Raw genomic sequence first — 24458 nt, forward strand, 5'->3', positions numbered from 1 at the left:
CACGCGTTGCCTCCGGAGGCCTCGCCTCGCTAGGTTCGACCCGTCCGCCCCCGTCTCTGCGAAGAAGGTGACCCGCGTGGCACTACCCCCGCTGACCCCGGAACAGCGTGCTGCCGCACTCGAGAAGGCCGCCGCTGCGCGGCAGGCCCGTGCGGAGGTCAAGAACCGCCTGAAGTACTCGCAGGGCTCGCTCGCCGAGGTGATCGAGCAGGGCCGGACCGACGACGTCATCGGGAAGCTCAAGGTCTCGGCGCTGCTCGAGTCCCTGCCCGGCGTCGGCAAGATCAAGGCCCGCGCGATCATGGCCGAGATCGGCATCTCCGAGACGCGCCGCCTCCGTGGCCTGGGGCCGCACCAGGCGCAGGCGCTCATCGAGCGCTTCGGCTGAGGTGACGTCCGCCGCCACGCCGCCCCGCCCCGACGCCACGGAGGGTGCCCGGCTGACCGTTCTCGCCGGGCCCACCGCCGTGGGCAAGGGCACCGTCTCCGCCGACGTGCGCGCGCGGTACCCCGAGGTCTGGCTGTCCGTCTCCGCGACGACGCGACCGCCCCGCCCGGGCGAGGTCGACGGCGTCCACTACCTGTTCGTCGACGACGCGACGTTCGACCGCATGGTCGCCGAGGGCGAGTTCCTCGAGTGGGCGGTCGTCCACGGCCGCAACCGCTACGGGACGCCGCGCGCCGCCGTGGTCGAGCGGCTCAGGGCGGGGGAGCCCGCGCTGCTCGAGATCGACCTCGCCGGGGCGCGCCAGGTCCGCGCCGCGATGCCCGAGGCCCGCTTCGTCTTCCTCGCGCCGCCGAGCTGGGACGAGCTCGTCCGACGCCTCGTCGGCCGGGGGACCGAGGACGAAGAGGAGCGCGAGCGTCGCCTCGCGACCGCGCGCGTCGAGCTCGCCGCCGAGCCGGAGTTCGACCACACGATCGTCAACGACGACGTCCGGCGTGCGACCGACGAGCTCGTCACCGTGATGGGTCTGGCCAGGCGGTAGGATGTGGCGGTTGCCGCCGTGCGGCCGGTCCGTCCGGCCGGGTGCGGTCGGCGACGAGGACGGCCGCCCGCGGGCGCTGTCGTCGGCCGCGGCCAGCCGGACGCGCCGACCCACCCGACCAACCCTGTCAGGGAGCACGCACATGTCCGGAACCGTCGCCAAGCCCGAGGGCATCACCGACCCGCCGATCGACGACCTCCTGTCCGCCGCGGACTCCAAGTACGCGCTCGTCATCTACTCGGCCAAGCGCGCGCGTCAGATCAACGCGTACTACTCGCAGCTCAACGAGGGCCTGCTCGAGTACGTCGGCCCGCTCGTCGAGGCCCGCCACCAGGAGAAGGCGCTGTCCATCGCGATGCGCGAGATCAACGCAGGCCTCCTGACCGTCAAGGCCGACGAGGACTGACGCACCGCCCGCCCGGGGAGCAGCCATGCGCATCGTTCTCGGCGTGTCCGCGGGCATCGCGGCCTACAAGGCGGCGCTCCTGCTCAGGCTGCTCACCGAGGCGGGGCACGAGGTCCGCGTCGTGCCGACCCCCGCGTCGCTCGAGTTCGTCGGCCGCGCGACGTGGGAGGCCCTGTCCGGGCGCCCCGTGACGACCGGCGTCTTCGACGACGTCGCCGCGGTCGAGCACGTGAGCCTCGGCCGCTGGGCCGACCTCGTCGTCGTCGCGCCCGCGACGGCCGACCTGCTGTCGCGTGCCGCGACGGGACGCAGCGACGACCTGCTGACCGCGACGCTGCTGACGGCGCGCTGCCCCGTGCTGCTCGCACCAGCGATGCACACCGAGATGTGGGAGCACCCCGCGACGCGCGCCAACGTCGCGACCCTGCGCGAACGGGGTGCGCACGTACTGGACCCGGCGGTCGGGCGGTTGACGGGCGCCGACAGCGGCGCGGGGCGCCTCCCCGAACCCGAGGTCATCGCCGAGGCGGCGCTCGCGCTGGTCGGGTCGGGCGCGTCGTCGGCCGACGCCGACGCGGGTGCGCGGCACCCCGCCGCACGTCCGCACGCGGACCTCGCCGACCGCCGCGTCGTCATCAGCGCCGGCGGGACGCGCGAGCCGCTCGACCCCGTCCGGTTCCTCGGGAACCGCTCCACGGGTCACCAGGGCTGGGCCCTCGCGCGCGCCGCGGTGGCCCGCGGCGCCGACGTCACGCTCGTCGCGGCGAACGTGGACCTGCCTGCGCCCGACGGCGTCCGCGTCGTGCCCGTCGAGACGACCGCGCAGCTGCGCGCCGCGGTCCGCGCGGAGGCGGCCGCCGCCGACGTCGTCGTGATGGCTGCGGCGGTCGCGGACTTCCGCCCGGTCACGCGGTCCGACGCCAAGATCAAGAAGTCGGCGGACGGGGGCCCTCCGACGATCGAGCTCGCCGAGAACCCTGACGTCCTCGCCGAGCTCGCGCACGACCGGCTGCGCACCGGGCAGGTCGTCGTCGGCTTCGCCGCGGAGACCGGTGACGCGGGCGGGTCGGTGCTCGACCACGGGCGGGCGAAGGCCAAGCGCAAGGGTGCCGACCTCCTGGTCGTCAACGCGGTCGGCGACGGTCGCGGCTTCGGTCCCGTCGGGACCGAGGTCGTCGTCCTCGACGCCGCGGGTGACGAGGTCGCCACCGCCGCGGGCACCAAGGACCAGGTCGCCGGAGCCGTCTGGGACGCGGTGGTCGACCGGCTGGCGGACGTGTCCGGCGGGGCTGCGACCCGCCAGTAGTCTTGCCGGATGACCTCTGCCTCGCAGCGCCTCTTCACGTCCGAGTCGGTGACGGAGGGGCACCCCGACAAGGTCTGCGACCAGATCTCCGACGGCATCCTGGACGCGATCCTCGCGCAGGACCCGGCGGCGCGCGTGGCCGTCGAGACCATGGTCACGACCGGTCTCGTCCACGTCGCCGGCGAGGTGTCGACCGAGGCGTACGTCGAGATCCCGCAGGTCGTGCGGGACACGCTCAACCGCATCGGGTACACGTCGTCGACGATCGGGTTCGACGCCCACTCGTGCGGCGTCTCGGTGTCGATCGGGCAGCAGTCGCCCGACATCGCCGCGGGCGTCGACAAGGCGTGGGAGGTCCGGCACGACGGTCACGCCGAGGACCCGCTCGAGGCCCAGGGCGCGGGTGACCAGGGGCTCATGTTCGGCTACGCGTGCGACGACACGCCCTCCCTCATGCCCCTGCCGATCTGGCTCGCGCACCGCCTGGCCGAGCGCCTCGCGTCGGTGCGGAAGGAGGGCACGCTCGACTACCTCCGCCCGGACGGCAAGACGCAGGTCACGATCGGCTACGACGGCGACCGCGCCGTGCGCCTGGACACCGTCGTGGTCTCGACGCAGCACGACCCGGGGGTGCACCTCGAGAGCCGCCTCGCGCCCGAGGTCGCCGAGCACGTCGTCGCGCCCGTCCTCGAGGACGTCGGCCTCGACACGACCGGCTACCGCCTGCTCATCAACCCGACCGGGCAGTTCGTCGTCGGCGGGCCCCAGGGGGATGCCGGCCTGACGGGCCGCAAGATCATCGTCGACACCTACGGCGGCATGGCGCGGCACGGCGGCGGCGCGTTCTCGGGCAAGGACCCGTCGAAGGTCGACCGGTCCGCCGCCTACGCCATGCGGTGGGTCGCGAAGAACGTCGTCGCGGCGGGGCTCGCGCGGCGCTGCGAGGTCCAGGTCGCCTACGCGATCGGCGCGTCGCACCCGGTGGGCCTGTACGTCGAGACGTTCGGCACCGAGACCGTCCCGGTCGACCGGCTGACCGCCGCGATCCGCGAGGTCTTCGACCTGCGCCCCGCGGCGATCGTCCGCGACCTGGACCTGCTGCGTCCGATCTACGCCCGCACCGCCGCCTACGGCCACTTCGGGCGTGAGCTGGCCGACTTCACGTGGGAGCGCACCGACCGGGTCATGGACCTGCGCAGCGCGTTGTCCTGACCCCGCCGGCGCGTCGGTGGCGCGTGGTGGGATGACCAGATGACGGAGCGCGGAGCGGTCAGTACGGACGCGCAGCCGGCGTTGGACGGTGTGCTCGACGGCCTCCCTCGGCCGCGCACGCGACGCGTGCGTGCTGCGGGGCCCGTCGCGGCGCACCTGCCGGTCGCCCGCTGCGTCGTCGACCGCCCGGTGCCGCACCTCGACCGCGTCTTCGAGTACGCCGTGCCGGCGTCGATGGACGAGCAGGCGCGCCCGGGTGTGCGCGTGCGGGTCCGCTTCGGCGGCCAGGACGTCGACGGCTACCTCGTCGAGCGCGCCGACGCGGCGGAGCACGACGGCGAGCTCGTCCCGTTGCGACGTGTCGTCTCCGGCGAGGTCGTCCTCACCGCGCCCGTGCTCGGTCTCGCGCGGCGCGTCGCGGCCCGGTGGGCGGGCACCCTGCCCGACGTCCTTCGGCTGGCGATCCCCCCGCGGCACGCCCGGACCGAGGCCGAGCCCTGGGAGAGGCAGGAGCGTCCCGGCGGGACTCCGGGACCGGCGGAGCCTGCAGGCGCCGGGGTGTCCGCGGACGACGCGGCGGGCGGGGTGGCCGGTGCGGGCCGCGCGACCGGCGCCGCCGGGGCCGGAGCAACCGTCTGGGACCCCTACGTCGGCGGCACGGCCTTCCTGCGGCACGTCGCGTCGGGTGGCGCGCCGCGCGCCGTCTGGTCGGCGCTGCCGGGCGGCCCGGGGCAGGACTGGACCGACGCGATCGCCGACGCGGTCGCGGCAGCCCGGGCCGGGTCCCGCGGCGCACTGGTCGTGGTCGCGACCGCGGCCGAGGTCGAGGCCGTGGGCGCGGCGCTCTCGCGGCGCGGCGTGGCGCCGTGGCGGCCGGGCGCCGACGAGGGGTGGGTCCGGCTGGTCGCCGACGACGGGCCGGCCGCCCGCTACCGGTCGTTCCTGGCGGCGGTGCGCGGCACGGCGGACGTCGTCGTCGGCACCCGGGCGGCGGCCTTCGCGCCCGTCCGGGACCTCGGGCTCGTCGTGTGCTGGGACGAGGGGGACCCGCTCCACGCGGAGCCGCGTGCGCCGTACCCCCACGTGCGCGAGGTGCTCGGGATGCGCTCGACGGACGAGGGTGCGGCGCTCCTCGTCGGGGGCCACGTGCGGTCGACCGCGGCGCAGCGGTGGGTCGAGGACGGGTTCGCCCGCCCCGTGCAGGCCGACCGCGCCACCGTCCGCGAGCGCGTGCCCCGCGTGCGGTGGCTGGACGCCGCCGAGCTCGCGCGCGAGGGGCCGGCCGCCGCGGCGCGGCTGCCCGGACCGGCGTGGCGGACCGTCCAGGACGGGCTGCAGCGCGGGCCGGTCCTCGTGCAGGTGCCCAGGGCCGGCTACCTCCCGGTCGTGGCGTGCGCGCGCTGCCGCGAGGTCGCACGGTGCGGGACCTGTCACGGACCGCTGCGGGTCGCCGACGCCGGGGGCGTCCCGTCGTGCCGCTGGTGCGGTCGGCTCGCGACGGCATGGCGCTGCGAGCACTGCGGCGGGCAGCACCTCAGGTCGGTCCGCGTCGGCTCGGACCGCACGGCCGAGGAGCTGGGCCGCGCGTTCCCCGGCGTGCCGGTCCGCGTCTCCGGGGCCAGCGCCGAGGGCGGCGTCGTGGCGCGCGTCCCGGCCAGGCGCGCGCTCGTCGTCGCGACGCCGGGAGCGGAGCCGACCGCGGAGGGTGGCTACGCCGCGGCGGTCCTGCTCGACGCAGCGGTGGTGACGGGCCGGGACAGCCTCGACGTCGGTGAGCAGGCGCTGCGCACGTGGGCCCGCGCGTGCGCGCTCGTGCGACCGGCACCCGAGGGCGGCACCGTGGTGGTCGTGGGGGAGGCCGCTCCTCGTCCCGTCCAGGCGCTCGTGCGCTGGGACCCCGCGGGGTTCGCGGAACGCGAGCTCGCCGAGCGCCGCGACCTCTCGCTCCCACCCGCGGTCCACGTCGCGGTGCTCGAGGGAGCGCGTCACGCCGTCGAGGCCCTGCTGAGCCGGGCCGATCTCCCGGACGCCGCCCAGGTCCTCGGGCCCCTGCCCGTCCCGGCGACCGCGGGCCCCGGGCCGGACCCCGCCCGTGGGCCCGACACGCTGCTCGACCTCGTCCACGAGGAGGCCGTGCGCGCCCTCGTCCGGACGCCGTGGGCGTCGGCCGACGCGGTCTCGGCACGTCTCGTCGCGGCGCAGGCCACGCGCAGCGCACGGCGCGAACCCGGGACCGTCCGTCTCCGGCTCGAGCCCCAGGGGCTGCTGTGAGCCGCGGACCGAGGCGCGCGGTGGACGCGGTCCTCTTCGACCTCGGTCGCGTCCTCGTCGAGTGGGACCCGTTCCTGCCGTTCGCCGGGCGGTACCCGCGCGCCGACGTGGAGCGGTTCTTCGCGGACGTCGACTTCGCGTCGTTCAACCACCGCCAGGACGCCGGGCGGTCGTGGGCCGACGCTCGCGCGGAGCTGCTGGCGTCGCACCCGCACCACGTCCCGCTGCTCGACGTGTACGTCCGCCGCTTCGCCGAGTCCGTCCCGCACGAGGTCCCGGGTGCGTCCGCCCTCGTCGCGGACGTCCTCGCCGCCGGCCTGCGCGCCCACGGACTGACGAACTGGTCGGCGGAGACCTACTCGGTCGCGCCCCGTCAGGCGCCGGTCATCGCGCGGCTGGAGGGCGTCCTCGTCTCGGGCGAGGTCGGTCTGGCCAAGCCGGACGCGCGCATCTTCGAGCTCGCGGCGGCACGGTTCGGCCTCGACCCGCGGCGCACCCTGTTCGTCGACGACGCGGCACGGAACGTGGAGGGCGCCCGCGCCACCGGCTACCGAGCCCACCTCTTCACCGGCCACGCGGACCTGCGCCGTCACCTCGTCGACCTGGGCGTCCCGGTGCCCGGCCAGGAAGCCGCGCCCCCGCCCTAGGATCGACGGATGCGTCTGCTCTTCGCGGGGACCCCCGAGGTCGCCCTCCCGTCGCTCGAGGCGCTGATCGCGTCGCCGCACGACGTCGTCGCCGTCCTCACCCGCCCCGACGCGCCCGCGGGCCGGGGCCGACGCCTGTCCGCGAGCCCCGTCCGGGAGCGGGCCGAGGCGGCCGGCATCGCCGTCCTCACGCCGACGAGCCTGCGCGACCCCGAGGTCGTCGAGCAGATCCGGGCGCTCGACGTCGACCTCGCGCCCGTCGTCGCCTACGGGGCGCTGCTGCCGCCCGCCGTGCTCGGCGTCCCGCGCCACGGGTGGGTCAACCTCCACTTCTCCCTGCTGCCCGCGTGGCGCGGTGCAGCGCCCGTCCAGCACGCGCTGCTGCACGGCGACGAGGTCACCGGGGCCTCGACCTTCCGTATCGAGGAGGGTCTCGACACCGGTCCCGTCTACGGGACGCTGACCGAGACCGTCCGGCCGACCGACACGTCGGGGGACCTGCTCGCGCGGCTCGCGACGGCCGGTGCAGGCCTCCTCGTCGCGACGGTCGACGGCATCGCGGACGGGTCGCTCGTCGCCGTCGCGCAGCCCGCCGAGGGCGTGAGCCACGCACCCCGCCTGAGCACCGACGACGCGCGCGTGCGCTGGGAGCACCCGGCAGCCGCTGTCGACCGTCGCGTGCGTGCGTGCACGCCCGCCCCGGGTGCGTGGACGACCGCCCCGGACGGGTCGCGCCTCAAGCTCGAGCGCGTCCGCCCGCGGCCGGACGTGACCGACCTCGCACCGGGCGAGGTGCGCGTCGGACGCGACGACGTGCTGGTCGGCACGGCGACGCACGCGGTCGCCCTCACGCGGCTGGCCCCTGCGGGCCGTCGCGCGATGGCGGCCGCGGACTGGGCACGGGGTGCGCGGCTGTCCGCGGACGCACGGCTCGGCGGGGGTGAGGACCGATGACCGGCGGCGCCGGCGGCACGGGACGCGGTCGAGGCCCCGGCGGCGCTGGCCGTCCGGGAGGCCCCGGCGGCGCGGGCGGGTCCGACCGCTCGGGAGGCTCCGGCGGACGACGCCCCCGGGGCGGGCCGGGTGGCGGGTCCGGCGAGGGACGCGTCGGCGGACGGCAGCGCAACCCCGCGCGCGCGGCGGGGGAGGCTCGTCCCCGCGGCGCGCTCGCGCCGTCCGAGCGGCGACGCGGCGGCGACCCGGCCCGGACCGCGGCGTTCGACGTCCTCCGTGAGGTCGCGACGTCCGACGCCTACGCGAACCTCGTCCTTCCACCGCTGCTGCGCCGTCGCGGTGTGCGCGGTCGGGACGCCGCGTTCGCGACCGAGCTCGCCTACGGCGCGCTGCGCCTGCGGGGGCGGTACGACGCCGTCGTCGAGATCGCCGCCGACCGTCCTGCGGAGCGCATCGACCCGCCGGTCCTCGACGTGCTGCGCCTCGGTGCGCACCAGCTGCTGGGCATGCGCGTCCCGGCCCACGCGGCGGTGTCCGAGACGGTCGCGCTCGCCCGGACGGTCGTCGGCGCGGGTGCGGCCCAGTTCGTCAACGCCGTGCTGCGCCGCGTGTCCACCGACCCGCTCGACGTGTGGCTCGACCGGGTCGGTGCGGCGGCGGGTGACGAGATCGAGGCCCTTGCCGTCCGGCACAGCCACCCGGCGTGGGTGGTCCGTGCGCTGCGCCAGGCGCTCGTCGCCGACGGACGCGACCCGGCCGAGCTCGCCGCGCTGCTCGAGGCCGACAACACCGCACCGGCCGTCACGCTCGTCGCCCGCCCCGGCCTCGCCGACCGCGACGAGGTGCTCGCCTCGGTCGAGGGCGCCTCACCCGGCAGGTGGTCACCGGCCGCGGTCGTGCTCGGCGGGGGAGACCCCCACGACGTCGTCGGCGTCGAGCGCGCCGCGGTGGGCGTGCAGGACGAGGGCAGCCAGCTCGTCGCGCTCGCCCTCGTCGCGGCCTCGCCCACTGTCGACGGCGAGCGCTGGCTCGACCTGTGCGCCGGCCCCGGTGGCAAGACGGCGCTCCTCGGCGCCGTCGCGGCCCGCACCTCGGGGACGGTCGTGGCGACCGAGGTCCAGCCGCACCGGGCACGTCTCGTGGAGGCGTCCGTCGCCGCGGTGCCCCAGGGCGTCGTGACCGTGCGGTGCGCCGACGGACGCACCGTGGGCTCGGACGAGCCGGCCACGTTCGACCGCGCGCTGGTCGACGCGCCCTGCACGGGGCTCGGTGCGCTGCGTCGCCGGCCCGAGTCCCGCTGGCGCAGGTCACCCGCCGACGTCCCCGAGCTCGGCGCCCTCCAGCGGGACCTCCTCGGGTCAGCGCTCGACGCGGTGCGCCCGGGCGGTCTGGTCGCGTACGTGACGTGCTCGCCGCACGTGGCGGAGACCCGGCTCGTGGTGCAGGACGTGCTGCGCCGTCGTCCCGACGTCGAGCAGCTCGACGCACGTCCGGCTGTGCGTGCCGTCGCGGGAGACGCGATCCCGCTCGGGGACGGGCCCGCCGTGCAGCTCTGGCCGCACGTGCACGGCACGGACGCGATGTTCCTCGCGCTCCTGCGTCGTACCGACGACGACGGCGCGTCGACGGGTCCGGACGCGGCCGGGTCCGCGCGCACGACAGACTGAGGCCATGGACGTCGTCATCTCCCCGAGCATCCTGTCGGCCGACTTCACGAATCTCGAGCGCGAGCTCGGGCGGATCTCGTCGGCGGACTTCGCCCACGTGGACGTCATGGACAACCACTTCGTGCCCAACCTCACGCTCGGCCTGCCGGTCGTGGAGCGGATCGTCCAGGTCTCGCCCGTCCCGGTCGACACGCATCTCATGATCGAGGACCCGGACCGGTGGGCCCCCGGCTTCGCCGAGGCGGGTGCCGCGTCCGTGACGTTCCACGCGGAGGCCGCCCAGGCGCCGGTGCGCCTCGCGCGCGAGCTGCGTCGGCTCGGCGCGCGCGCCGGGGTCGCGCTGCGACCCGCGACGCCCGTCGAGCCGTTCCTGGACCTGCTCGCCGAGGTCGACATGGTGCTCGTCATGACGGTCGAGCCCGGGTTCGGTGGGCAGTCGTTCATCGAGGGCACGCTGCCGAAGATCCGGCGGGCGCGCGCGGCGATCGAGGCCGCCGGACTCGACGTGTGGGTGCAGGTCGACGGCGGCGTCTCCGCCGCGACGATCGAGCGCGCGGCCCACGCCGGCGCGAACGTGTTCGTGGCGGGATCGGCCGTGTACGGCAGCGACGACGCGGCGGGGCGCATCGAGGAGCTCCGCACCCTGGCCGCGGGCCACACGCACGCCCCGCGCGCGTGACGGCGGCGTCCGGGCGGCCGTCCCTGCGGCCCGGCCGTCCCACCCGCCCGGCGCGTGCAGGGGCGTCCACGCACGCTGTGGCACACTGACGCCGAACACGTACGTGCTCCGGGGTCGGTGCAATTCCGAACCGGCGGTGACAGTCCGCGACCCGGCCCGGCCCTGACGGCGGGACGGTTGACCTGGTGGAACTCCGGGACCGACGGTGAAAGTCCGGATGGGAGGCAGCACGTGGCGTCCGCACGTCGCGACACGACCGTCGTGGCGTGGGCGTCCGACGCGTCCTCTCGCGTCCACCCCGGGGCCTGACCGCGGGGAGGGACGATGGCTGCGAGCGACGAGGTCCGTGCGACCACGCCCGCCGAGGACGCCGCGATGCTGCGCGCGCTCGAGCTCGCCGCCCGGGGCCCCGTCCGCGGCCCGAACCCGCGGGTCGGCTGCGTGCTCCTGACCAGGGACGGCCGCACGATCGGCGAGGGGTGGCACCGGGGGGCCGGGACCGCGCACGCCGAGGTCGCGGCCCTCGGGGACGCGCGCGCAGCGGGGCACGACGTCCGGGGCGCGACCGCCGTCGTCACGCTCGAGCCGTGCGACCACACGGGCCGGACGGGGCCGTGCACGCACGCCCTTCTTGCCGCGGGCGTCGCGCGCGTCGTGCACGCCGTCGACGACCCCGACCCGGCCGCGGGCGGCGGCGCGCGCAGGCTGCGCGCGGCGGGCGTCGACGTCGTCGGCGGGGTGCGCCGCGCCGAGGGTGAGGCGCTGCTCGAGACGTGGCTGCACGCGGTGCGCAGCGGTCGGCCGTGGGTCACGCTCAAGACGGCGACGTCGCTCGACGGTCGCGTCGCCGCGGCGGACGGCACGAGCCGCTGGATCACGTCGACCGAGGCGCGCGCGGACGCGCACCGCACGCGCGCCGTGGTCGACGCGGTCGTCGTCGGGACCGGCACCGTGCTCGCCGACGACCCGGCCCTCACCGTGCGGCACGGGGCCGACGCCGCCCGCCCGACCGAGGGCCGTGCCGACCAGGGCGGTGCCGACCAGGGCGGTGCCGAGGACGACGCCGGGCAGGGTGCCGTCGCGCCCGCGCCGCTGCGCGTCGTCGTCGGGCACCGTGCCGTGCCCGACGGGGCGCGCCTCCACGGCCCCGGGGGCGAGCTCGTCCACCTGCGCACGCACGACGTCGACGCGGTGCTCGCCGAGCTCGCGGCGCGCGGTGTGCGGCACGTCCTGGTCGAGGGCGGGCCGACGCTCGCGTCCGCGTTCCTCCGGGCCGGCGTCGTCGACGAGCTCCACGCCTACGTCGCACCCGTGCTCCTCGGCGCGGGTCCCATCGCCGTCGGCGACCTCGGCGTGACGACGCTCGCCGACGCGCCGCGGTGGTCGGTGCGCACGACGCGCCAGGTCGGCCCCGACGTCCTCGTCGTCGCCCGCCCCGCCCGGCCGGCCCCGTCGACCCGGCCGACGCGCGAGGTCCCACCGTCCCTCTCCCCGGGCGCGGTCACCCCGCCCGGGGACCCCGTCCCACCAGAACCCGCATCGGAGGCCTGATGTTCACCGGCATCGTGGAGGAGGTCGGCACGGTCGTCGCCGTCGACCGGTCGCAGGACGCGCGGCTCACGCTGCGCGGCCCCGTGGTCACCGACGGCGTGCGCGACGGCGACTCGATCGCGGTCGACGGCGTGTGCCTCACCGTGACGTCGTCCGGCGGGGACGGGGTGTTCACCGCCGACGTCATGCCCGAGACGCTGCGGCGCACCACGCTCGGCGGCCTCGAGCCGGGCGCCCCCGTGAACCTCGAGCGCGCCGTGCGGGCGGACGGTCGTCTCGACGGGCACCTCGTCCAGGGTCACGTCGACGGCGTCGGCGAGCTGGTCTCCCGCACGCCGGGCGCGCGCTGGGACGACCTCGAGATCCGGCTGCCGCGCGAGCTCGCGCGCTACGTCGCCGAGAAGGGGTCGGTCACGGTGTCCGGCGTCTCGCTGACCGTCACGCACGTGGGTGACGACACGTTCGGCGTGTCCCTGATCCCGACGACGCTCGACGCGACGACGCTCGGTCGCCTGCGGCCCGGTGACCCCGTCAACCTCGAGGTCGACGTCGTCGCGAAGTACGTCGAGCGCCTCCTCGGGTCGGAGGGACGGCGATGACGCGCGAGGGCGCCGGGGTGCACGAGGTCGGCCCGACGCGGCTGGGCACGGTCGAGGAGGCCCTCGAGGCGCTGCGCGCGGGGCGGCCCGTCCTGGTCGCCGACTCGCCCGACCGCGAGAACGAGGCCGACGTGGTGCTCGCGGCCGGCTCGGCGACGACGGAGTGGATCGCCTGGACGATCCGCCACTCGTCGGGCTACCTGTGCGCCCCGATGCCGGCAGCGCGGGCCGATGCCCTCGAGCTCCCGCTCATGGTCCCGCACAGCCAGGACCCGCGACGCACCGCGTACACGGTGACCGTGGACGCCGCCGACGGCGTGACGACCGGCATCTCGGCCGCGGACCGGGCGCACACGCTGCGCGTGCTGGCCGACCCGGCGAGCGGTCCGCGCAGCGTCATCCGACCTGGGCACGTGCTGCCGCTGCGGGCGGTCCCGGGCGGCGTCCTGCACCGGGCCGGGCACACCGAGGCCGCCGTGGACCTGTGCCGCCTCGCGGGCCTCGAGCCCGTCGCCGGGATCGCCGAGCTCGTGCGCGACGACGGCTCGATGATGCGCCTCGACGAGACCGCCGAGCTCGCGCGGTCGGAGGGCCTCGTGCTCCTGACGATCGAGGACCTCGTCGCGTGGCGGCGTGAGCACGACGACGTGACCACGGCCGTCGTGCCGCCGCTCGCGCCCGAGGCGCGGGTCCAGCACACCGGCAGCGCGCGGCTGCCGACCCGCCGCGGTGTCTTCACCGTCCACGGGTACCGGGACCTGCGCACGGGAGCGGGCCACGTCGCGCTCGTCGCCGACGCCCCGGCGCACCCGGCCGCGGTCCCGGTGGTCCGGGTCCACTCGGAGTGCCTGACCGGGGACGCGTTCGGCTCGCTGCGCTGCGACTGCGGTCCCCAGCTCGACGCGGCCCTCGAGCGCGCCGCGCACGAGGGGGGCGCGGTCGTGTACCTGCGCGGTCACGAGGGCCGGGGGATCGGGCTGCTCGCGAAGGTCTCCGCGTACGCGCTCCAGGACGCGGGCCTCGACACCGTCGAGGCGAACCTCGAGCTCGGCCTCCCCGCGGACCGGCGCGAGTACGGCGCCGCGGCGGCGATGCTGACCGACCTCGGGCTGGACCGCATCCGGCTCCTGACGAACAACCCGGCGAAGGTCACCGGCCTCACGGCCCACGGCGTCGACGTCGTCGACGTCGTGCCGCACGAGGTAGGACGGACGACCGAGAACGCCGCGTACCTGCACACCAAGGCGGTGGCGATGGGCCACCTGCTGCACCTGGAGGAGGACCCCCGATGAGCGGTGCCGGAGCACCCACCCTCGACCTCGACGGCCGCGGTCTCGCCGTGACCGTCGTCGCAGCGAGCTGGCACGACGTCGTCATGGACGGCCTCGTCGCCGGTGCGCACCGCGCGCTCGAGAAGGCCGGCGTCGAGCGTGTGACGCTCGTGCGCGTACCCGGCTCGTTCGAGCTGCCGGTCGTGGCCCTGCGCGCCGCCCAGGCGGGAGCCGACGCGGTGGTCGCGCTCGGCGTGGTCATCCGCGGCGGCACCCCGCACTTCGACTTCGTCTGCCAGGCGGCGACGCAGGGGCTCACCGAGGTCGCGCTGCGCACCGGGACGCCCGTCGGCTTCGGCGTGCTCACGTGCGACGACGAGGCCCAGGCGCTCGACCGGGCGGGGCTCGAGGGGTCTCGCGAGGACAAGGGCGCCGAGGCCGCGGAGGCCGCCGTCGCGACGGTCCTCGCCCTGCGGACCCTGTGAGCGTGGCGCCGGCACGGACACCCGGACCGGGTGCGGGCGCCACGCGTCTAGGCTCTGGTCACGTGAAGACGTTCGACACGCTGTTCGCCGAGCTCGCCGAGAAGGCGCGGACCCGACCCGAGGGCTCGGGCACGGTCGCCGAGCTGGACCGGGGCGTCCACTTCATCGGCAAGAAGGTCGTCGAGGAGGCGGCCGAGGTGTGGATGGCCGCCGAGCACGAGGGCGACGAGCGGACCGCCGAGGAGATCTCGCAGCTGCTCTACCACCTCCAGGTCCTCATGCTCGCGCGCGGCCTGTCCCTCGAGGACGTGTACGCGCACCTGTGACGCGGGCGCGACGTCGCACGCCCCACCCGCACGCGCCGACCGCCAGGCCCGTCCCGTTCCCTCGCCGGTGAACCCCGGCCACGACCCCAGACGACAGAGGACTCCCGTGCTGCGCATCGCCGTCCCGAACAAGGGCTCGCTGTCCGAGCCCGCGACCGACATGCTGCGCGAGGCCGGTTACCGGCAGCGCCGCGACCCCCGCGAGCTCGTCCTGGTCGACCCCGCGAACGACATCGAGTTCTTCTTCCTGCGCCCGCGCGACATCGCGGTCTACGTCGGGTCCGGGACCGTCGACGCCGGGATCACCGGTCGTGACCTGCTGCTGGACTCCGGCGCGTCGGCGGTCGAGCACATGGAGCTCGGCTTCGGCGGCTCGACGTTCCGCTTCGCCGCGCCCGCGGACCGCGTGACGTCGCTCGCCGAGGTCGCCGGGCGCCGCGTCGCGACGTCCTACCCGGTGCTCGTCGGTGACCACCTGCGCGACCGGGGGATCGAGGCGACCGTGATCCGGCTCGACGGCGCGGTCGAGTCCGCGGTCCAGCTCGGCGTCGCCGACGTCGTCGCCGACGTCGTCTCGACCGGGACCACGCTGCGCGGCGCGGGGCTCGAGGTCTTCGGCGACCCGATCCTGCGGTCCGAGGCGGTCCTGATCCGCCCGCAGTCGCAGACGGCGGTCCCCGCGGGTCTCGAGGTGCTCACGCGCCGCCTGCAGGGTGTGCTCGTCGCGCGGCAGTACGTCCTCATGGACTACGACGTCCCCGCGCACCTCGTCGAGCAGGCGGTCGCGATCACCCCGGGGCTCGAGTCCCCGACGGTGTCGCCGCTGCACAGCGGCGGGTGGTCCGCCGTCCGCGCGATGGTCCGCCGCGAGGACACGAACCGCGTCATGGACGACCTGTACGACGTCGGCGCGCGCGCGATCCTCGTCACGTCGATCCACGCGTGCCGCATCTGACGGGCAGCGCACCGAGGTGAACGAGCGCCCGCCGGCCTCGGCCGCGGACCACGACGGCGGCCCGCACCACGATCTGTACCGGCCCTTCCGCCCGCGGTCGGCCCGGGTGGTCTCGACGGTCGCCGCGTGGTCGTTCGCGGGCGCGATGGTCCTGCTCGGGCTGGTCGTCCCGCGCGAGGCCGCGGTCGCCTCACCCCTGCTCGACCGCCTGGCGTTCGTCGTCCTCGGCCTGGCCGGCGCGTGGTTCCTCCTGCGGCACGCGGGCGTGCGGGCGGATCCCGACCGCGACGGCCTCGTCGTGCGCAACCTGGTGGTGACGCGCCGGGTCACCTGGGCCGAGGTCGTCTCGGTGCGCTTCGGCCACGGCCGCCCCTGGGTCCAGCTCGACCTGGCGGACGGCACGACGCTCGCGGTCATGGGCATCCAGCGGTCGGACGGCGCGCGTGCCGTGCGCGAGGCGCGTCGGCTCGCGACGCTCGTCGCGCGGCACTCGGGCACCGCACGCGACGACTGAACCCCGTCAGGCGCCGGACGACGCCCGCAGCGACTCGGCGTGGACGCCGGCGACGGCAGCGGCCAGGAAGCCCTCGGGGTCGGCGTCGAGGCCCCGTCCCATGGTGGACAGGCGCACCGGCGTGCGACCGAGCGCCTCGAGGAGCGCACCGCCCGCCGGCACCTCGACGAGCCGGTGCCGGCCGTGCGGCGCGCACAGCGCCACCGCCTGCTCGCGCACGTGCGCCAGCAGCGCGGCCCGGTCGGGTGGGGGCGGGCCGTCGAGCGGGTCGGCGACCGGGAGGGGCACGTCCGCCGGGACCAGCGCGACGCGGCCGTACGCGGTCCGCGAGTGGTGCGACACGCCGCGGTGCCGGTCGCGCGGGTCAGCACCGGACACCCGCAGCGAGGCGACGGGGCGGCCGCCGAGCGTGCCGACCGCGTTCACGGCGTCGCCTGCGGCGACCCCGGAGAAGCCCCATCGGGTCCCGGTCCCGAGGTTCCCCGGTCCCTGCGCGACGACGACGAGGTCCGCCCCCACGACGAGTCGTGCCGCGAGCAGACCCGTGTGGACGGTCACCGCCTCGAGGTCCCCGCCGAACGCCTGCCCCACCGTGACGCACGACTCGAGCCACCCGGCCTCGCGCAGGCCCGCGACGGCGCGCGAGAACCACGCGGGCAGCGCGCCGCCGTCCGTCATGACGTACGCGACGCGGGGGAGCGGCCGGCCAGCGTGCTCCGCCGCCCAGCGTGCGCCGGCGACCACCGCGGGCAGCGCCGAGTGCAGGTCCGCGACGACGACGGGCAGGCCCGCGAGGTCGTCGGCGTCCTCGAGGAGCGCGTGGTGGGGCGACTCCTGCTCGTCGACCCCGAGCACCATCGACTGCACGGGGGTGTAGCGCGCCTTGACGAGGTGCCCCGGACCGGCCGGCGCGTCCGCCGGCGGGCGGTCGGGGAGACCGACGACGAACGCGTAGCCGCCCGTCCCGAGCCCGCGTGCCTGCGCGCCGACGTTGAGGAGCACGCGGTCGCCGACGGCGGGGCGTCCGACGAGGCGGTCGTACGCGAGGGCTCGCCTCGTGACGCCGTCGTCGGAGTCGACGACGAGCTCCGTCGCGCCCGGCCACCCGGACCCGTGCGACACCACCGTGCCCGTGCGCCAGCTGATCACGTCTGCACGCTACCGGGCCGCTAGCGTGGGCACTGATGCCTGCCCAGACACCCGCCGCCGAGCGGCTGCTGAACCTCGTGATCGCCCTGGTCAACACCACGGGCCGGATGACGAAGGAGCAGATCCGCGCGTCCGTCGCCGGGTACGACCCCGAGGCGGCCACCGACGCGTTCGAGCGCATGTTCGAGCGCGACAAGGAGACGCTGCGCCAGCTGGGCGTCCCCGTCGTCACGGTCACGAGCGCCGCGCACGGCGACGACCTCGGCTACCGGATCGACACCGACGCGTACGCGCTCCCGCCGATGGACCTCAGCGCCGCCCAGCTCGGCGTCCTGTCGCTCGCGGCGGCGTTCTGGACCGACCAGACGCTCCAGGCCGACGCGAGCCGCGCGCTCACCAAGCTGCGAGCCGTCGGAGCGACGCCCTCGGAGACCGACGCCATCGCCGGTCTCGCACCCCGCGTGCACCCGGCCGGACCGGCGCTCGCGCCGCTGCTCGACGCCGCGCACGACCGCCAGGTCGTCGCCTTCACCTACCGGACCGCGAGCACCGGGGAGGTGCGTCGACGTCACGTCGAGCCGTGGCGCCTCGTGGCGAGCCGGGGCGGCTGGTACCTCGTGGGCCGCGACCGCGACCGCGACGCGCCGCGGGTGTTCCGCCTCAACCGGATCGAGGGTCCCGTCGTCCCCGAGGGTCCCGCCGGGGTGTTCACGGTCCCACCCGACGCCGACCCGGCTGCGCTCATCTCGTCGGCGCAGCGCGCCGACGCCCGGACCGCGTGGCTCGCCGTCGCACCCGACCGGGCGGGGGCGCTGCGCGCGCGGGCCCTGCCCGACGCCGCGCCGCCGTCGCACCTGCGGGTCCCGCCGGGCACCGACGTCGTCGCGGTCCCGTACCAGCGCACGAGCGACCTCGCGGCCGAGATCACCGGCTACACGGACGCGGTCGTCGTGCTCGACCCGCCCGAGCTGCGGACGGCCGTCGTCGACCGCCTGCGCGCCGCGGTCGCGATGGGTGGACGCGTCGCACCGGAGGACGACCGTGGCTGACCGCACTCCGGAGCGGCTGCTCCGCCTCCTCGGCATGGTCGCGTACCTCGACCGTCACCCCGGGGTCGCCGTCGAGGACCTCGCGGCGCACTTCGGCGTGAGCCCGGGCCAGGTCCTCAAGGACGTCGACACGCTCTGGATGTCGGGGACGCCGGGGTACTGGCCCGACGACCTCATCGACTTCGACGCGGCGTCGCTCGAGTCGGGGGTCGTCCGGCTCACGCAGTCGCGCGGCATGGGACGGGCGCTGCGCCTCGGCACGCGCGAGGCCGTGGTGCTCGTGGCCGCGCTGCGGGCCCTGCGCGAGGCGGTCGGCGACGCGCTGGACCCCGTCGAGCGCGAGGTCCTGACGGGCACGCTCGACGTGCTTACCGCCGCGACGGGGGAGGCGGCCGCCACGGTCGACGTCCAGCTCGCGGTCGAGGCGGACCCGCAGGTGGTCGCCACCGCCCGGAGCGCGCTGCGCGACGGACGGCGGGTCCACCTGCGCTACGTCGACGCGTCCGACGCGCTGAGCGAGCGCGACGTCGACCCGTGGCAGATCGTCACGGGCGACGAGCGGTCCTACCTGCAGGCCTGGTGCCACAGCGCGGGCGGCGAGCGGCTCTTCCGCCTCGACCGGATCCTCGACCTGCGCGTGCTCGACGAGCCCGTGACGCGGCGGCCCGCGCGGGCGCCCGACCCGACCGTCTTCCGGCCGGCACCCGAGCACGCCGCGGTGACGATCGACCTGTCGGGCCGGGCCCGCTGGGTGGCCGAGCAGCTTCCGGTCGAGGAGACGCTCGACCTCGACGACGGCGGCTTCCGGGTCACGTTGCGCGTGGCGTCCCGTGCGTGGCTCGACCAGCTCCTGCTCCGGCTGGCGCCGGACGTCCGCGCGGTCCGGCCCGGGTCGGTGGCGGCCGAGGTCGCCGAGGCGGCCCGTCGTGCGCTGCTCGCGTACGACGACGGGCCGGACCGAGACAGGCCCGACCGTGACGAGCCCGACGCCGCCGGACCGCGCGCGGGCGGGCCCGAGGACGAGGCCGGTCGACGGCGCGCCGCACGCTAGCCTGACGCCGTGCTGTGGTTCACGGTCTGGGCGCTGCTCGTCGCCGGGACGCTCGTCGGGGCGTTCCTCCTGCTGCGCGACCTCTACCGCCGGGCGCGTCGCCTCCTCGCGGAGCTCGAGCGCAGCTCGGCAGCCCTCGCGGAGGCGTCGCAGCGCGCCGCCGCCGAGGAGCAGCTCGTGCTGACCGTGCCGGCCCCGGTCGACCTCACCGATCCCGAGCCCGCGCGCGCACGGAGGCTCCTCGCGCTGCAGGCGAGGGCCCGTCGGCGGGCGGCGCGCGCGGCGCGGCACGAGGCGGCGTACGCGCGGTGGCGCGCGTTCTCCCACTGATGCCCGGCTCGACCCACCCTCGCTCGGACGCCGGCGGCGTCCGGACTACGATCGGACCACGGGCCGCCCGACCGACGGCGGCGCACGGCAGGAGGCACTCGTGAGAATCCAGGGCTGGCACATCGTCGTCCTGCTGGTCGTGATCGTGCTCCTCTTCGGCGCCAACAGGCTGCCCGACCTCGCCCGGAGCGTCGGCCAGTCGCTGAAGATCTTCAAGAACGAGGTCAAGGACCTGCGTGACGACCCCGCGGACGGGTCCACGGGTGCGCGCGGCACGTCCGCCACCTCCACGGACCCGCACCGCACGGACGCGCGGGACGGGGTCGACCCCTCGGTGCGCAGGTCCGCCGACGGCGACCGCCCCGGCACCTGAGGCCGGCCGCCGAACGTCCGTGCCGTCCGTGCCGTCCGCGCTTCCCCGTCGTGCGCCGCGAGGGGTGAACCCCGAGGGGCGCATGCCGTTGCGCGAGCACCTGCGCGAGCTGCGCCGGCGCACCGTGCTCGCGGCGCTCGGGCTCGTCGCGGGCGGCGTCGTCGGCTGGGTCCTGTACGACCCGGTCCTGGCGGCCCTCCAGGAGCCGCTGCTCTCCGTCGAGCGCGAGGGGCTCGTCGCGCTGAACTTCGCGGGCGTCGCGACGTCGTTCGACATGAAGGTCAAGGTCTCGCTCTTCCTGGGCGTGCTCGTGTCGAGCCCGTGGTGGCTGCTCCAGCTGTGGCTGTTCATCACGCCCGGCCTGACGCGTCGTGAACGGCACTACGCCGTCGCCTTCCTGGCCGCCGCGACGCCGCTCTTCCTGGCCGGTGCGTGGCTCGCGTGGCGCGTGCTGCCGAACGCGGTCGCGCTGCTCACCGAGTTCACGCCGGAGGGGTCGGCGAACCTCATCGACGCGCAGCTCTACCTCAGCTTCGTCATGCGCGTGCTGCTGGCGTTCGGCGTCGCGTTCCTGCTGCCCGTCGTCATGGTGGGGCTGACGTTCGCGGGTCTCGTGCGGGCGACGACGTGGCTGCGCGGCTGGCGCTGGGCCGTGCTCCTCGTCTTCACCTTCGCGGCGTTCGCGACGCCGACCCCCGACGCGATCACGATGATCCTCCTGGCTCTGCCGATGGTCGGGCTGTACTTCCTCGCGGTCGGCGTCTGCGCGCTGCGTGACCGTCGCCGCGACGCGCGGCGCATCGCCGACGGTCTTCCGCCCCTCGCGGGAACCGGCCGCGGCGACGACGGGTGAGCGGCCTGCGCCTCGGCGTCGTCGTCAATCCCACCGCGGGGCAGGGACGCGGGGCGGCCCGCGGGCAGAGGCTCCTCGACGCCGCACGCGGCCGCGGGCACGAGGTCGTCGACCTGTCGGCCGACGACGCAGCGACGGCCGTGCTGCACGCACGGCAGGCCGTCGTCGACGGGCTCGACGCGCTCGTCGTCGTGGGCGGGGACGGCATGGTGCACCTCGGGGCGAACGTCGTCGCGGGGACCGACCTGCCGCTCGGCGTCGTGCCGGCCGGGAGCGGGAACGACATCGCGGGCGTGCACGGGCTGCCCGTGCACGACGCCGACGGCGGTCTGGCCGCCGTCGAGCGCGGACTCGAGTCGGGCGGACGCCTCGTCGACGCCGTCGCGGTCGGTCCACCCGACTACTCGGCCCGCGAGTGGTACCTCGGCGTGCTGTCGTGCGGCATCGACGCCGCCGTGAACGCGCACGCGAACGGCCTCGCGTGGCCGAGGGGACGCGCGAAGTACGTCCGCGCGCTCCTCGCCGTGCTCGGCGGGTTCCGGCCCTACGGCTACCGGCTCACGCTCGACGACACGACGTGGGAGTCGACCGGGTCGCTCGTCGCCGTCGCGAACGCCCCGAGCTTCGGCGGTGGGATGCGGATCGCGCCCGCGGCGCGCATGGACGACGGCCTCCTCGACGTCCTGGTCGCCGGGCCGCTCAGCCGCGCCGAGCTCCTGGCCGTCTTCCCCCGCGTCTACTCGGGGACCCACGTGGACCACCCGGCCTGCACGGTGCTGCGCACGCGCCGCGTGCTCGTCGAGCACAGCCCGGTCGGGCCCGTGCCGCCCGTCGCCTTCGCCGACGGCGAGCGCCTCGGGCCGCTGCCGATGCTCGCCGAGGTCCATCCCGGGGCCGTGCGGCTGCTCGCCTGACGGCTCGCACCCGCGACGGCCGCCCGGGCACGCACCTCCCGCCACGTGCCGCTCCACGGGCTCGCGGCGCCCCGGCTGCCTAGGCTGACCGCATGTCCTCGCCAGCCGAGCGGTACGCCGCGTCCCGACGTCGAGCGGCCGAGCAGCGGACCCGTCTCGCGACCTTCGCCCGCGAGCTGGAGTTCGAGCTCGACGACTTCCAGCGCGAGGCCTGCGCCGCGCTCGAGGGCGGTCGCGGCGTGCTCGTGGCGGCGCCGACCGGTGCGGGGAAGACCGTCGTCGGCGAGTTCGCGGTGCACCTCGCGCTCGAGCAGGGTCGCAAGGCGTTCTACACGACGCCCATCAAGGCGCTGAGCAACCAGAAGTACGGCGACCTCGTGCGCCGTCACGGGGTCGACGACGTCGGCCTGCTCACGGGTGACACGACGGTCAACGGGGACGCGCCCGTCGTCGTCATGACGACCGAGGTGCTCCGCAACATGCTGTACGCCGGGTCGCCCGCGCTCGAGGGCCTCGCGTACGTCGTCATGGACGAGGTGCACTACCTCGCCGACCGGTTCCGCGGGCCGGTGTGGGAGGAGGTCATCATCCACCTGCCCGACGACGTGCAGCTCGTGTCGCTGTCCGCGACGGTCTCGAACGCCGAGGAGTTCGGCGACTGGCTCACGATGGTGCGGGGCGACACCGCCGTCGTCGTGAGCGAGGTCCGGCCCGTCCCGCTGTGGCAGCACGTGATGACGCGTGACGGCCTGTTCGACCTCTACGCGGGCCACGTCGACCCGACGGCACCGGGCGTCGACCCGCCCATCAACCCCGACCTGGCGCAGACGCTGCGCCGGCTCGAGCGCGCCGAGGGCCCGCACCGCGGGGGAGCGGGGGACCGCGGCTTCCGCGGCCGCGGCGGGCGGCGGGTCGCGACGGGGCTCCGCCGACCGGCACCGCGCTTCGCCGTCGTGGACGTGCTGGACCGCGAGGCGCTCCTGCCCGCCATCTTCTTCGTCTTCTCGCGCGCCGGGTGCGACGCCGCCGTGCAGCAGTGCGTCCGCGCGGGTCTGCGGCTCACGACCGCGGAGCAGGAGGCGGAGATCCGCCGCGTGGTCGAGCAGCGGTGCGCCGCGGTGCCCGCGCAGGACCTCGCGGTCCTCGGCTTCTGGGAGTGGAGCCAGGCGCTCGAGCGCGGGATCGCGTCGCACCACGCGGGTCTCCTGCCGCTGTTCAAGGAGACCGTCGAGGAGCTCTTCTCGCGCGGTCTGGTCAAGGTCGTGTTCGCGACCGAGACGCTCGCGCTGGGGATCAACATGCCCGCACGGTCGGTCGTCCTCGACAAGCTCACCAAGTGGGACGGGTCGGCCCACGTCGACATCACGCCCGGCGAGTACACGCAGCTGACCGGCCGCGCCGGGCGGCGCGGGATCGACGTCGAGGGGCACGCCGTCGTCGTCGACCACGGCGCGCTCGACCCGACGGCCCTCGCGGGCCTCGCCTCACGCCGGACCTACCCGCTCCGGTCGAGCTTCCGGCCGACGTACAACATGGCGGTCAACCTCGTCGCGCAGGTCGGTCGCGAGCGCGCGCGCGAGGTGCTCGAGACGAGCTTCGCGCAGTTCCAGGCCGACCGTGCCGTCGTGGGGCTCGCGCGGCAGGCGCAGGCGCACGCGGAGGCGCTCGACGGCTACGCCGAGGCGATGCGCTGTCACCTCGGAGACTTCGCGGAGTACGCCCGCCTTCGCCGTCAGCTCACCGAGCGTGAGCAGGACCTCTCGCGCGAGGCGGCGCGGGCGCGGCGCGCGGAGGCCCTCGCGAGCCTCCAGCGGCTGCGCGTGGGCGACGTCGTCGAGATCCCGGCGGGGCGGCGCGCGGGCTACGCCGTCGTGCTCGACCCGGGACGCGACGCGGGGCTCGACGGCCCGCGTCCGACCGTCCTCACGTCGGAGCGCCAGGTGCGCACGCTCTCCGCGACCGACCTGGACCGCGGTGTGCGCACCGTGACGACCGTGCGGGTCCCGCGGCAGTTCTCACCGCGCAACGCCGCGCACAAGCGCGACCTCGCCTCGGCGATGCGCAGCGCGCTCGCCGACCCGGGACGCGGCGCGCACGGCGACCGGACCGGACGTGAGGTACGGCCCGCGGCCGACGACGCGACCCTCGCCGGGCTGCGACGCCGGCTGCGGAGCCATCCGTGCCACGGCTGCTCCGAGCGTGAGGACCATGCGCGCTGGGCCGAGCGGTACCACCGGCTCAAGCGCGAGCACGACGCGCTGGTCCGCCGGATCGAGGGTCGGACGAGCTCGATCGCACGGGTCTTCGACCGCATCTGCGACGTGCTCACCGTGTCCGGGTACCTCGAGGAGGTCGACGACGAGGCGGGCCCCCGGCTGCGGGTGACCGACTCCGGGCGGTGGCTGCGCCGCCTGTACGCCGAGAGCGACCTGCTCGTCGCGGAGTGCCTGCGGCGCGGCGTGTGGGACGGCCTGGACGCTCCCGGCCTCGCCGCCGTCGTCTCGACGGTGGTGTTCGAGGCACGCCGTGAGGAGCGCGAGACCGCGCCGCAGGTCCCGGGTGGCCCGCAGGGTCGGCTCGGCCGCGCGATCGACGAGACGGTGCGCATCTGGTCGCACGTCGAGGACCTCGAGCTCGCGCACCGGCTCCAGACCACGAGGCCCGTCGACACGGGCCTCGTCGAACCCGTGCACCGCTGGGCGTCGGGGCGGAGCCTCGGCGCGGTGCTCCAGGGCACCGACCTCGCCGCGGGCGACTTCGTGCGCTGGTGCAAGCAGGTGATCGACCTGCTCGACCAGATCGGTCAGGCGGCGCCGACCCCCGCGACACGTGCGGCCGCGCGCCGAGCGGTCGACCAGCTCCGCCGAGGGGTCGTCGCGTACAGCTCGGTGTGACGGCCGCCGTGCC

25 protein-coding genes and 1 riboswitch are annotated in these 24458 nt (G+C 76.1%); of the genes, 24 read left to right on the top strand and 1 reads right to left on the bottom strand.

Annotated features, from left to right (window positions below; genetic code table 11):
• Window positions 1-76: 76 nt before the first annotated feature.
• The 17 genes from mihF (at window position 77) to IEV86_RS01930 (ending at window position 15832) form a co-directional block, all read left to right on the top strand.
• Entirely contained in the window at window positions 77-388 is a 312-nt protein-coding gene (gene mihF / locus IEV86_RS01850; protein WP_034228230.1) for an integration host factor, actinobacterial type, read from the top strand.
• 1 nt (window position 389) lies between these two features.
• Entirely contained in the window at window positions 390-989 is a 600-nt protein-coding gene (gmk, locus tag IEV86_RS01855; protein ID WP_052426561.1) for a guanylate kinase, read from the top strand.
• A gap of 142 nt (window positions 990-1131) precedes the next feature.
• Window positions 1132-1395, top strand: a complete 264-nt coding sequence (gene rpoZ, locus IEV86_RS01860; RefSeq protein ID WP_043610152.1) for a DNA-directed RNA polymerase subunit omega — start codon at window positions 1132-1134, stop codon at window positions 1393-1395.
• A gap of 25 nt (window positions 1396-1420) precedes the next feature.
• A complete protein-coding gene (gene coaBC / locus IEV86_RS01865) occupies window positions 1421-2701 on the top strand; it encodes a bifunctional phosphopantothenoylcysteine decarboxylase/phosphopantothenate--cysteine ligase CoaBC (RefSeq protein WP_043610148.1) in 1281 nt (426 codons plus the stop codon).
• Between the two features lie 9 nt (window positions 2702-2710).
• A complete protein-coding gene (gene metK / locus IEV86_RS01870) occupies window positions 2711-3913 on the top strand; it encodes a methionine adenosyltransferase (protein WP_043610147.1) in 1203 nt (400 codons plus the stop codon).
• A gap of 39 nt (window positions 3914-3952) precedes the next feature.
• The gene (locus tag IEV86_RS01875; RefSeq protein ID WP_188484527.1) at window positions 3953-6184 is read left to right on the top strand and encodes a primosomal protein N'; all 2232 of its coding nucleotides are present in this window, start codon (window positions 3953-3955) and stop codon (window positions 6182-6184) included.
• A 20-nt stretch (window positions 6185-6204) separates the two neighbouring features.
• On the top strand, window positions 6205-6831 hold the full coding sequence (locus IEV86_RS01880) for an HAD family hydrolase (RefSeq protein ID WP_229734434.1): 627 nt from the start codon (window positions 6205-6207) through the stop codon (window positions 6829-6831).
• 9 nt (window positions 6832-6840) lie between these two features.
• The gene (gene fmt, locus IEV86_RS01885; protein ID WP_043610438.1) at window positions 6841-7785 is read left to right on the top strand and encodes a methionyl-tRNA formyltransferase; all 945 of its coding nucleotides are present in this window, start codon (window positions 6841-6843) and stop codon (window positions 7783-7785) included.
• Complete coding sequence (locus tag IEV86_RS01890; protein ID WP_188484528.1) at window positions 7782-9452, top strand: RsmB/NOP family class I SAM-dependent RNA methyltransferase; 1671 nt, start codon at window positions 7782-7784, stop codon at window positions 9450-9452. The genes fmt and IEV86_RS01890 overlap by 4 nt, the downstream gene beginning before the upstream one ends.
• Window positions 9453-9456: 4 nt before the next feature.
• Window positions 9457-10131 carry a ribulose-phosphate 3-epimerase gene (rpe, locus tag IEV86_RS01895; RefSeq protein WP_043610415.1) on the top strand — a complete coding sequence of 225 codons (675 nt, stop codon included), beginning with the start codon at window positions 9457-9459 and terminating at the stop codon, window positions 10129-10131.
• A 99-nt stretch (window positions 10132-10230) separates the two neighbouring features.
• Window positions 10231-10366, top strand: a riboswitch (FMN riboswitch).
• 89 nt (window positions 10367-10455) lie between these two features.
• Window positions 10456-11682, top strand: a complete 1227-nt coding sequence (gene ribD / locus IEV86_RS01900; RefSeq protein ID WP_188484529.1) for a bifunctional diaminohydroxyphosphoribosylaminopyrimidine deaminase/5-amino-6-(5-phosphoribosylamino)uracil reductase RibD — start codon at window positions 10456-10458, stop codon at window positions 11680-11682.
• The gene (locus IEV86_RS01905) at window positions 11682-12281 is read left to right on the top strand and encodes a riboflavin synthase (protein ID WP_043604040.1); all 600 of its coding nucleotides are present in this window, start codon (window positions 11682-11684) and stop codon (window positions 12279-12281) included. The genes ribD and IEV86_RS01905 overlap by 1 nt, the downstream gene beginning before the upstream one ends.
• Window positions 12278-13573 carry a bifunctional 3,4-dihydroxy-2-butanone-4-phosphate synthase/GTP cyclohydrolase II gene (locus IEV86_RS01910; protein WP_052425974.1) on the top strand — a complete coding sequence of 432 codons (1296 nt, stop codon included), beginning with the start codon at window positions 12278-12280 and terminating at the stop codon, window positions 13571-13573. The genes IEV86_RS01905 and IEV86_RS01910 overlap by 4 nt, the downstream gene beginning before the upstream one ends.
• Window positions 13570-14037: a 6,7-dimethyl-8-ribityllumazine synthase gene (ribH, locus tag IEV86_RS01915; protein WP_043604041.1), complete on the top strand. Its 468-nt coding sequence runs from the start codon at window positions 13570-13572 to the stop codon at window positions 14035-14037. Before IEV86_RS01910 ends, ribH begins: the two co-directional genes overlap by 4 nt.
• A 62-nt stretch (window positions 14038-14099) precedes the next feature.
• The gene (locus IEV86_RS01920; protein WP_043604044.1) at window positions 14100-14363 is read left to right on the top strand and encodes a phosphoribosyl-ATP diphosphatase; all 264 of its coding nucleotides are present in this window, start codon (window positions 14100-14102) and stop codon (window positions 14361-14363) included.
• 106 nt (window positions 14364-14469) lie between these two features.
• Window positions 14470-15318 carry an ATP phosphoribosyltransferase gene (gene hisG, locus IEV86_RS01925; RefSeq protein WP_043604045.1) on the top strand — a complete coding sequence of 283 codons (849 nt, stop codon included), beginning with the start codon at window positions 14470-14472 and terminating at the stop codon, window positions 15316-15318.
• Window positions 15319-15334: 16 nt separating this feature from the next.
• Window positions 15335-15832, top strand: coding sequence for a PH domain-containing protein (locus IEV86_RS01930; RefSeq protein WP_229734435.1), 498 nt, complete (start codon window positions 15335-15337; stop codon window positions 15830-15832).
• 6 nt (window positions 15833-15838) lie between these two features.
• Here IEV86_RS01930 and IEV86_RS01935 read toward each other — a convergent pair whose 3' ends face one another.
• Window positions 15839-16981 (bottom strand): DUF3866 family protein, encoded by a 1143-nt coding sequence (locus IEV86_RS01935; protein WP_043604048.1) that lies wholly within the window; start codon window positions 16979-16981, stop codon window positions 15839-15841.
• A 35-nt stretch (window positions 16982-17016) separates the two neighbouring features.
• Here IEV86_RS01935 and IEV86_RS01940 point away from each other — a divergent pair, with 35 nt between their 5' ends.
• The 7 genes from IEV86_RS01940 to IEV86_RS01970 all read left to right on the top strand — a co-directional run bounded on the left by IEV86_RS01940 (window position 17017) and on the right by IEV86_RS01970 (window position 24445).
• Complete coding sequence (locus IEV86_RS01940) at window positions 17017-18030, top strand: helix-turn-helix transcriptional regulator (protein WP_043604049.1); 1014 nt, start codon at window positions 17017-17019, stop codon at window positions 18028-18030.
• On the top strand, window positions 18023-19081 hold the full coding sequence (locus tag IEV86_RS01945; protein WP_081978574.1) for a helix-turn-helix transcriptional regulator: 1059 nt from the start codon (window positions 18023-18025) through the stop codon (window positions 19079-19081). The genes IEV86_RS01940 and IEV86_RS01945 overlap by 8 nt, the downstream gene beginning before the upstream one ends.
• 9 nt (window positions 19082-19090) lie before the next feature.
• Window positions 19091-19411: a hypothetical protein gene (locus IEV86_RS01950; RefSeq protein WP_043604051.1), complete on the top strand. Its 321-nt coding sequence runs from the start codon at window positions 19091-19093 to the stop codon at window positions 19409-19411.
• Window positions 19412-19511: 100 nt separating this feature from the next.
• Window positions 19512-19784, top strand: a complete 273-nt coding sequence (gene tatA / locus IEV86_RS01955) for a Sec-independent protein translocase subunit TatA (protein ID WP_052425975.1) — start codon at window positions 19512-19514, stop codon at window positions 19782-19784.
• A gap of 82 nt (window positions 19785-19866) precedes the next feature.
• The gene (tatC, locus tag IEV86_RS01960; protein WP_043604096.1) at window positions 19867-20637 is read left to right on the top strand and encodes a twin-arginine translocase subunit TatC; all 771 of its coding nucleotides are present in this window, start codon (window positions 19867-19869) and stop codon (window positions 20635-20637) included.
• A complete protein-coding gene (locus IEV86_RS01965; RefSeq protein ID WP_306460058.1) occupies window positions 20634-21551 on the top strand; it encodes a diacylglycerol/lipid kinase family protein in 918 nt (305 codons plus the stop codon). Before tatC ends, IEV86_RS01965 begins: the two co-directional genes overlap by 4 nt.
• Before the next feature lie 92 nt (window positions 21552-21643).
• Window positions 21644-24445 carry a DEAD/DEAH box helicase gene (locus tag IEV86_RS01970; RefSeq protein WP_043604052.1) on the top strand — a complete coding sequence of 934 codons (2802 nt, stop codon included), beginning with the start codon at window positions 21644-21646 and terminating at the stop codon, window positions 24443-24445.
• Window positions 24446-24458: the final 13 nt, after the last annotated feature.

Origin of the sequence: Cellulomonas carbonis (assembly GCF_014636275.1) — a bacterium.
Taxonomy (GTDB): Bacteria; Actinomycetota; Actinomycetes; order Actinomycetales; family Cellulomonadaceae; genus Actinotalea; species Actinotalea carbonis.

What these genes read in the sequence shown, in the direction of transcription:
- rpoZ (WP_043610152.1), top strand. Translation starts at nt 1,132, where the DNA reads ATGTCCGGAACCGTCGCCAAGCCCGAGGGCATCACCGACCCGCCGATC.
- coaBC (WP_043610148.1), top strand. Translation starts at nt 1,421, where the DNA reads ATGCGCATCGTTCTCGGCGTGTCCGCGGGCATCGCGGCCTACAAGGCG.
- metK (WP_043610147.1), top strand. Translation starts at nt 2,711, where the DNA reads ATGACCTCTGCCTCGCAGCGCCTCTTCACGTCCGAGTCGGTGACGGAG.
- IEV86_RS01875 (WP_188484527.1), top strand. Translation starts at nt 3,953, where the DNA reads ATGACGGAGCGCGGAGCGGTCAGTACGGACGCGCAGCCGGCGTTGGAC.
- fmt (WP_043610438.1), top strand. Translation starts at nt 6,841, where the DNA reads ATGCGTCTGCTCTTCGCGGGGACCCCCGAGGTCGCCCTCCCGTCGCTC.
- IEV86_RS01890 (WP_188484528.1), top strand. Translation starts at nt 7,782, where the DNA reads ATGACCGGCGGCGCCGGCGGCACGGGACGCGGTCGAGGCCCCGGCGGC.
- rpe (WP_043610415.1), top strand. Translation starts at nt 9,457, where the DNA reads ATGGACGTCGTCATCTCCCCGAGCATCCTGTCGGCCGACTTCACGAAT.
- ribD (WP_188484529.1), top strand. Translation starts at nt 10,456, where the DNA reads ATGGCTGCGAGCGACGAGGTCCGTGCGACCACGCCCGCCGAGGACGCC.
- IEV86_RS01905 (WP_043604040.1), top strand. Translation starts at nt 11,682, where the DNA reads ATGTTCACCGGCATCGTGGAGGAGGTCGGCACGGTCGTCGCCGTCGAC.
- IEV86_RS01910 (WP_052425974.1), top strand. Translation starts at nt 12,278, where the DNA reads ATGACGCGCGAGGGCGCCGGGGTGCACGAGGTCGGCCCGACGCGGCTG.
- ribH (WP_043604041.1), top strand. Translation starts at nt 13,570, where the DNA reads ATGAGCGGTGCCGGAGCACCCACCCTCGACCTCGACGGCCGCGGTCTC.
- IEV86_RS01940 (WP_043604049.1), top strand. Translation starts at nt 17,017, where the DNA reads ATGCCTGCCCAGACACCCGCCGCCGAGCGGCTGCTGAACCTCGTGATC.
- tatC (WP_043604096.1), top strand. Translation starts at nt 19,867, where the DNA reads ATGCCGTTGCGCGAGCACCTGCGCGAGCTGCGCCGGCGCACCGTGCTC.
- IEV86_RS01970 (WP_043604052.1), top strand. Translation starts at nt 21,644, where the DNA reads ATGTCCTCGCCAGCCGAGCGGTACGCCGCGTCCCGACGTCGAGCGGCC.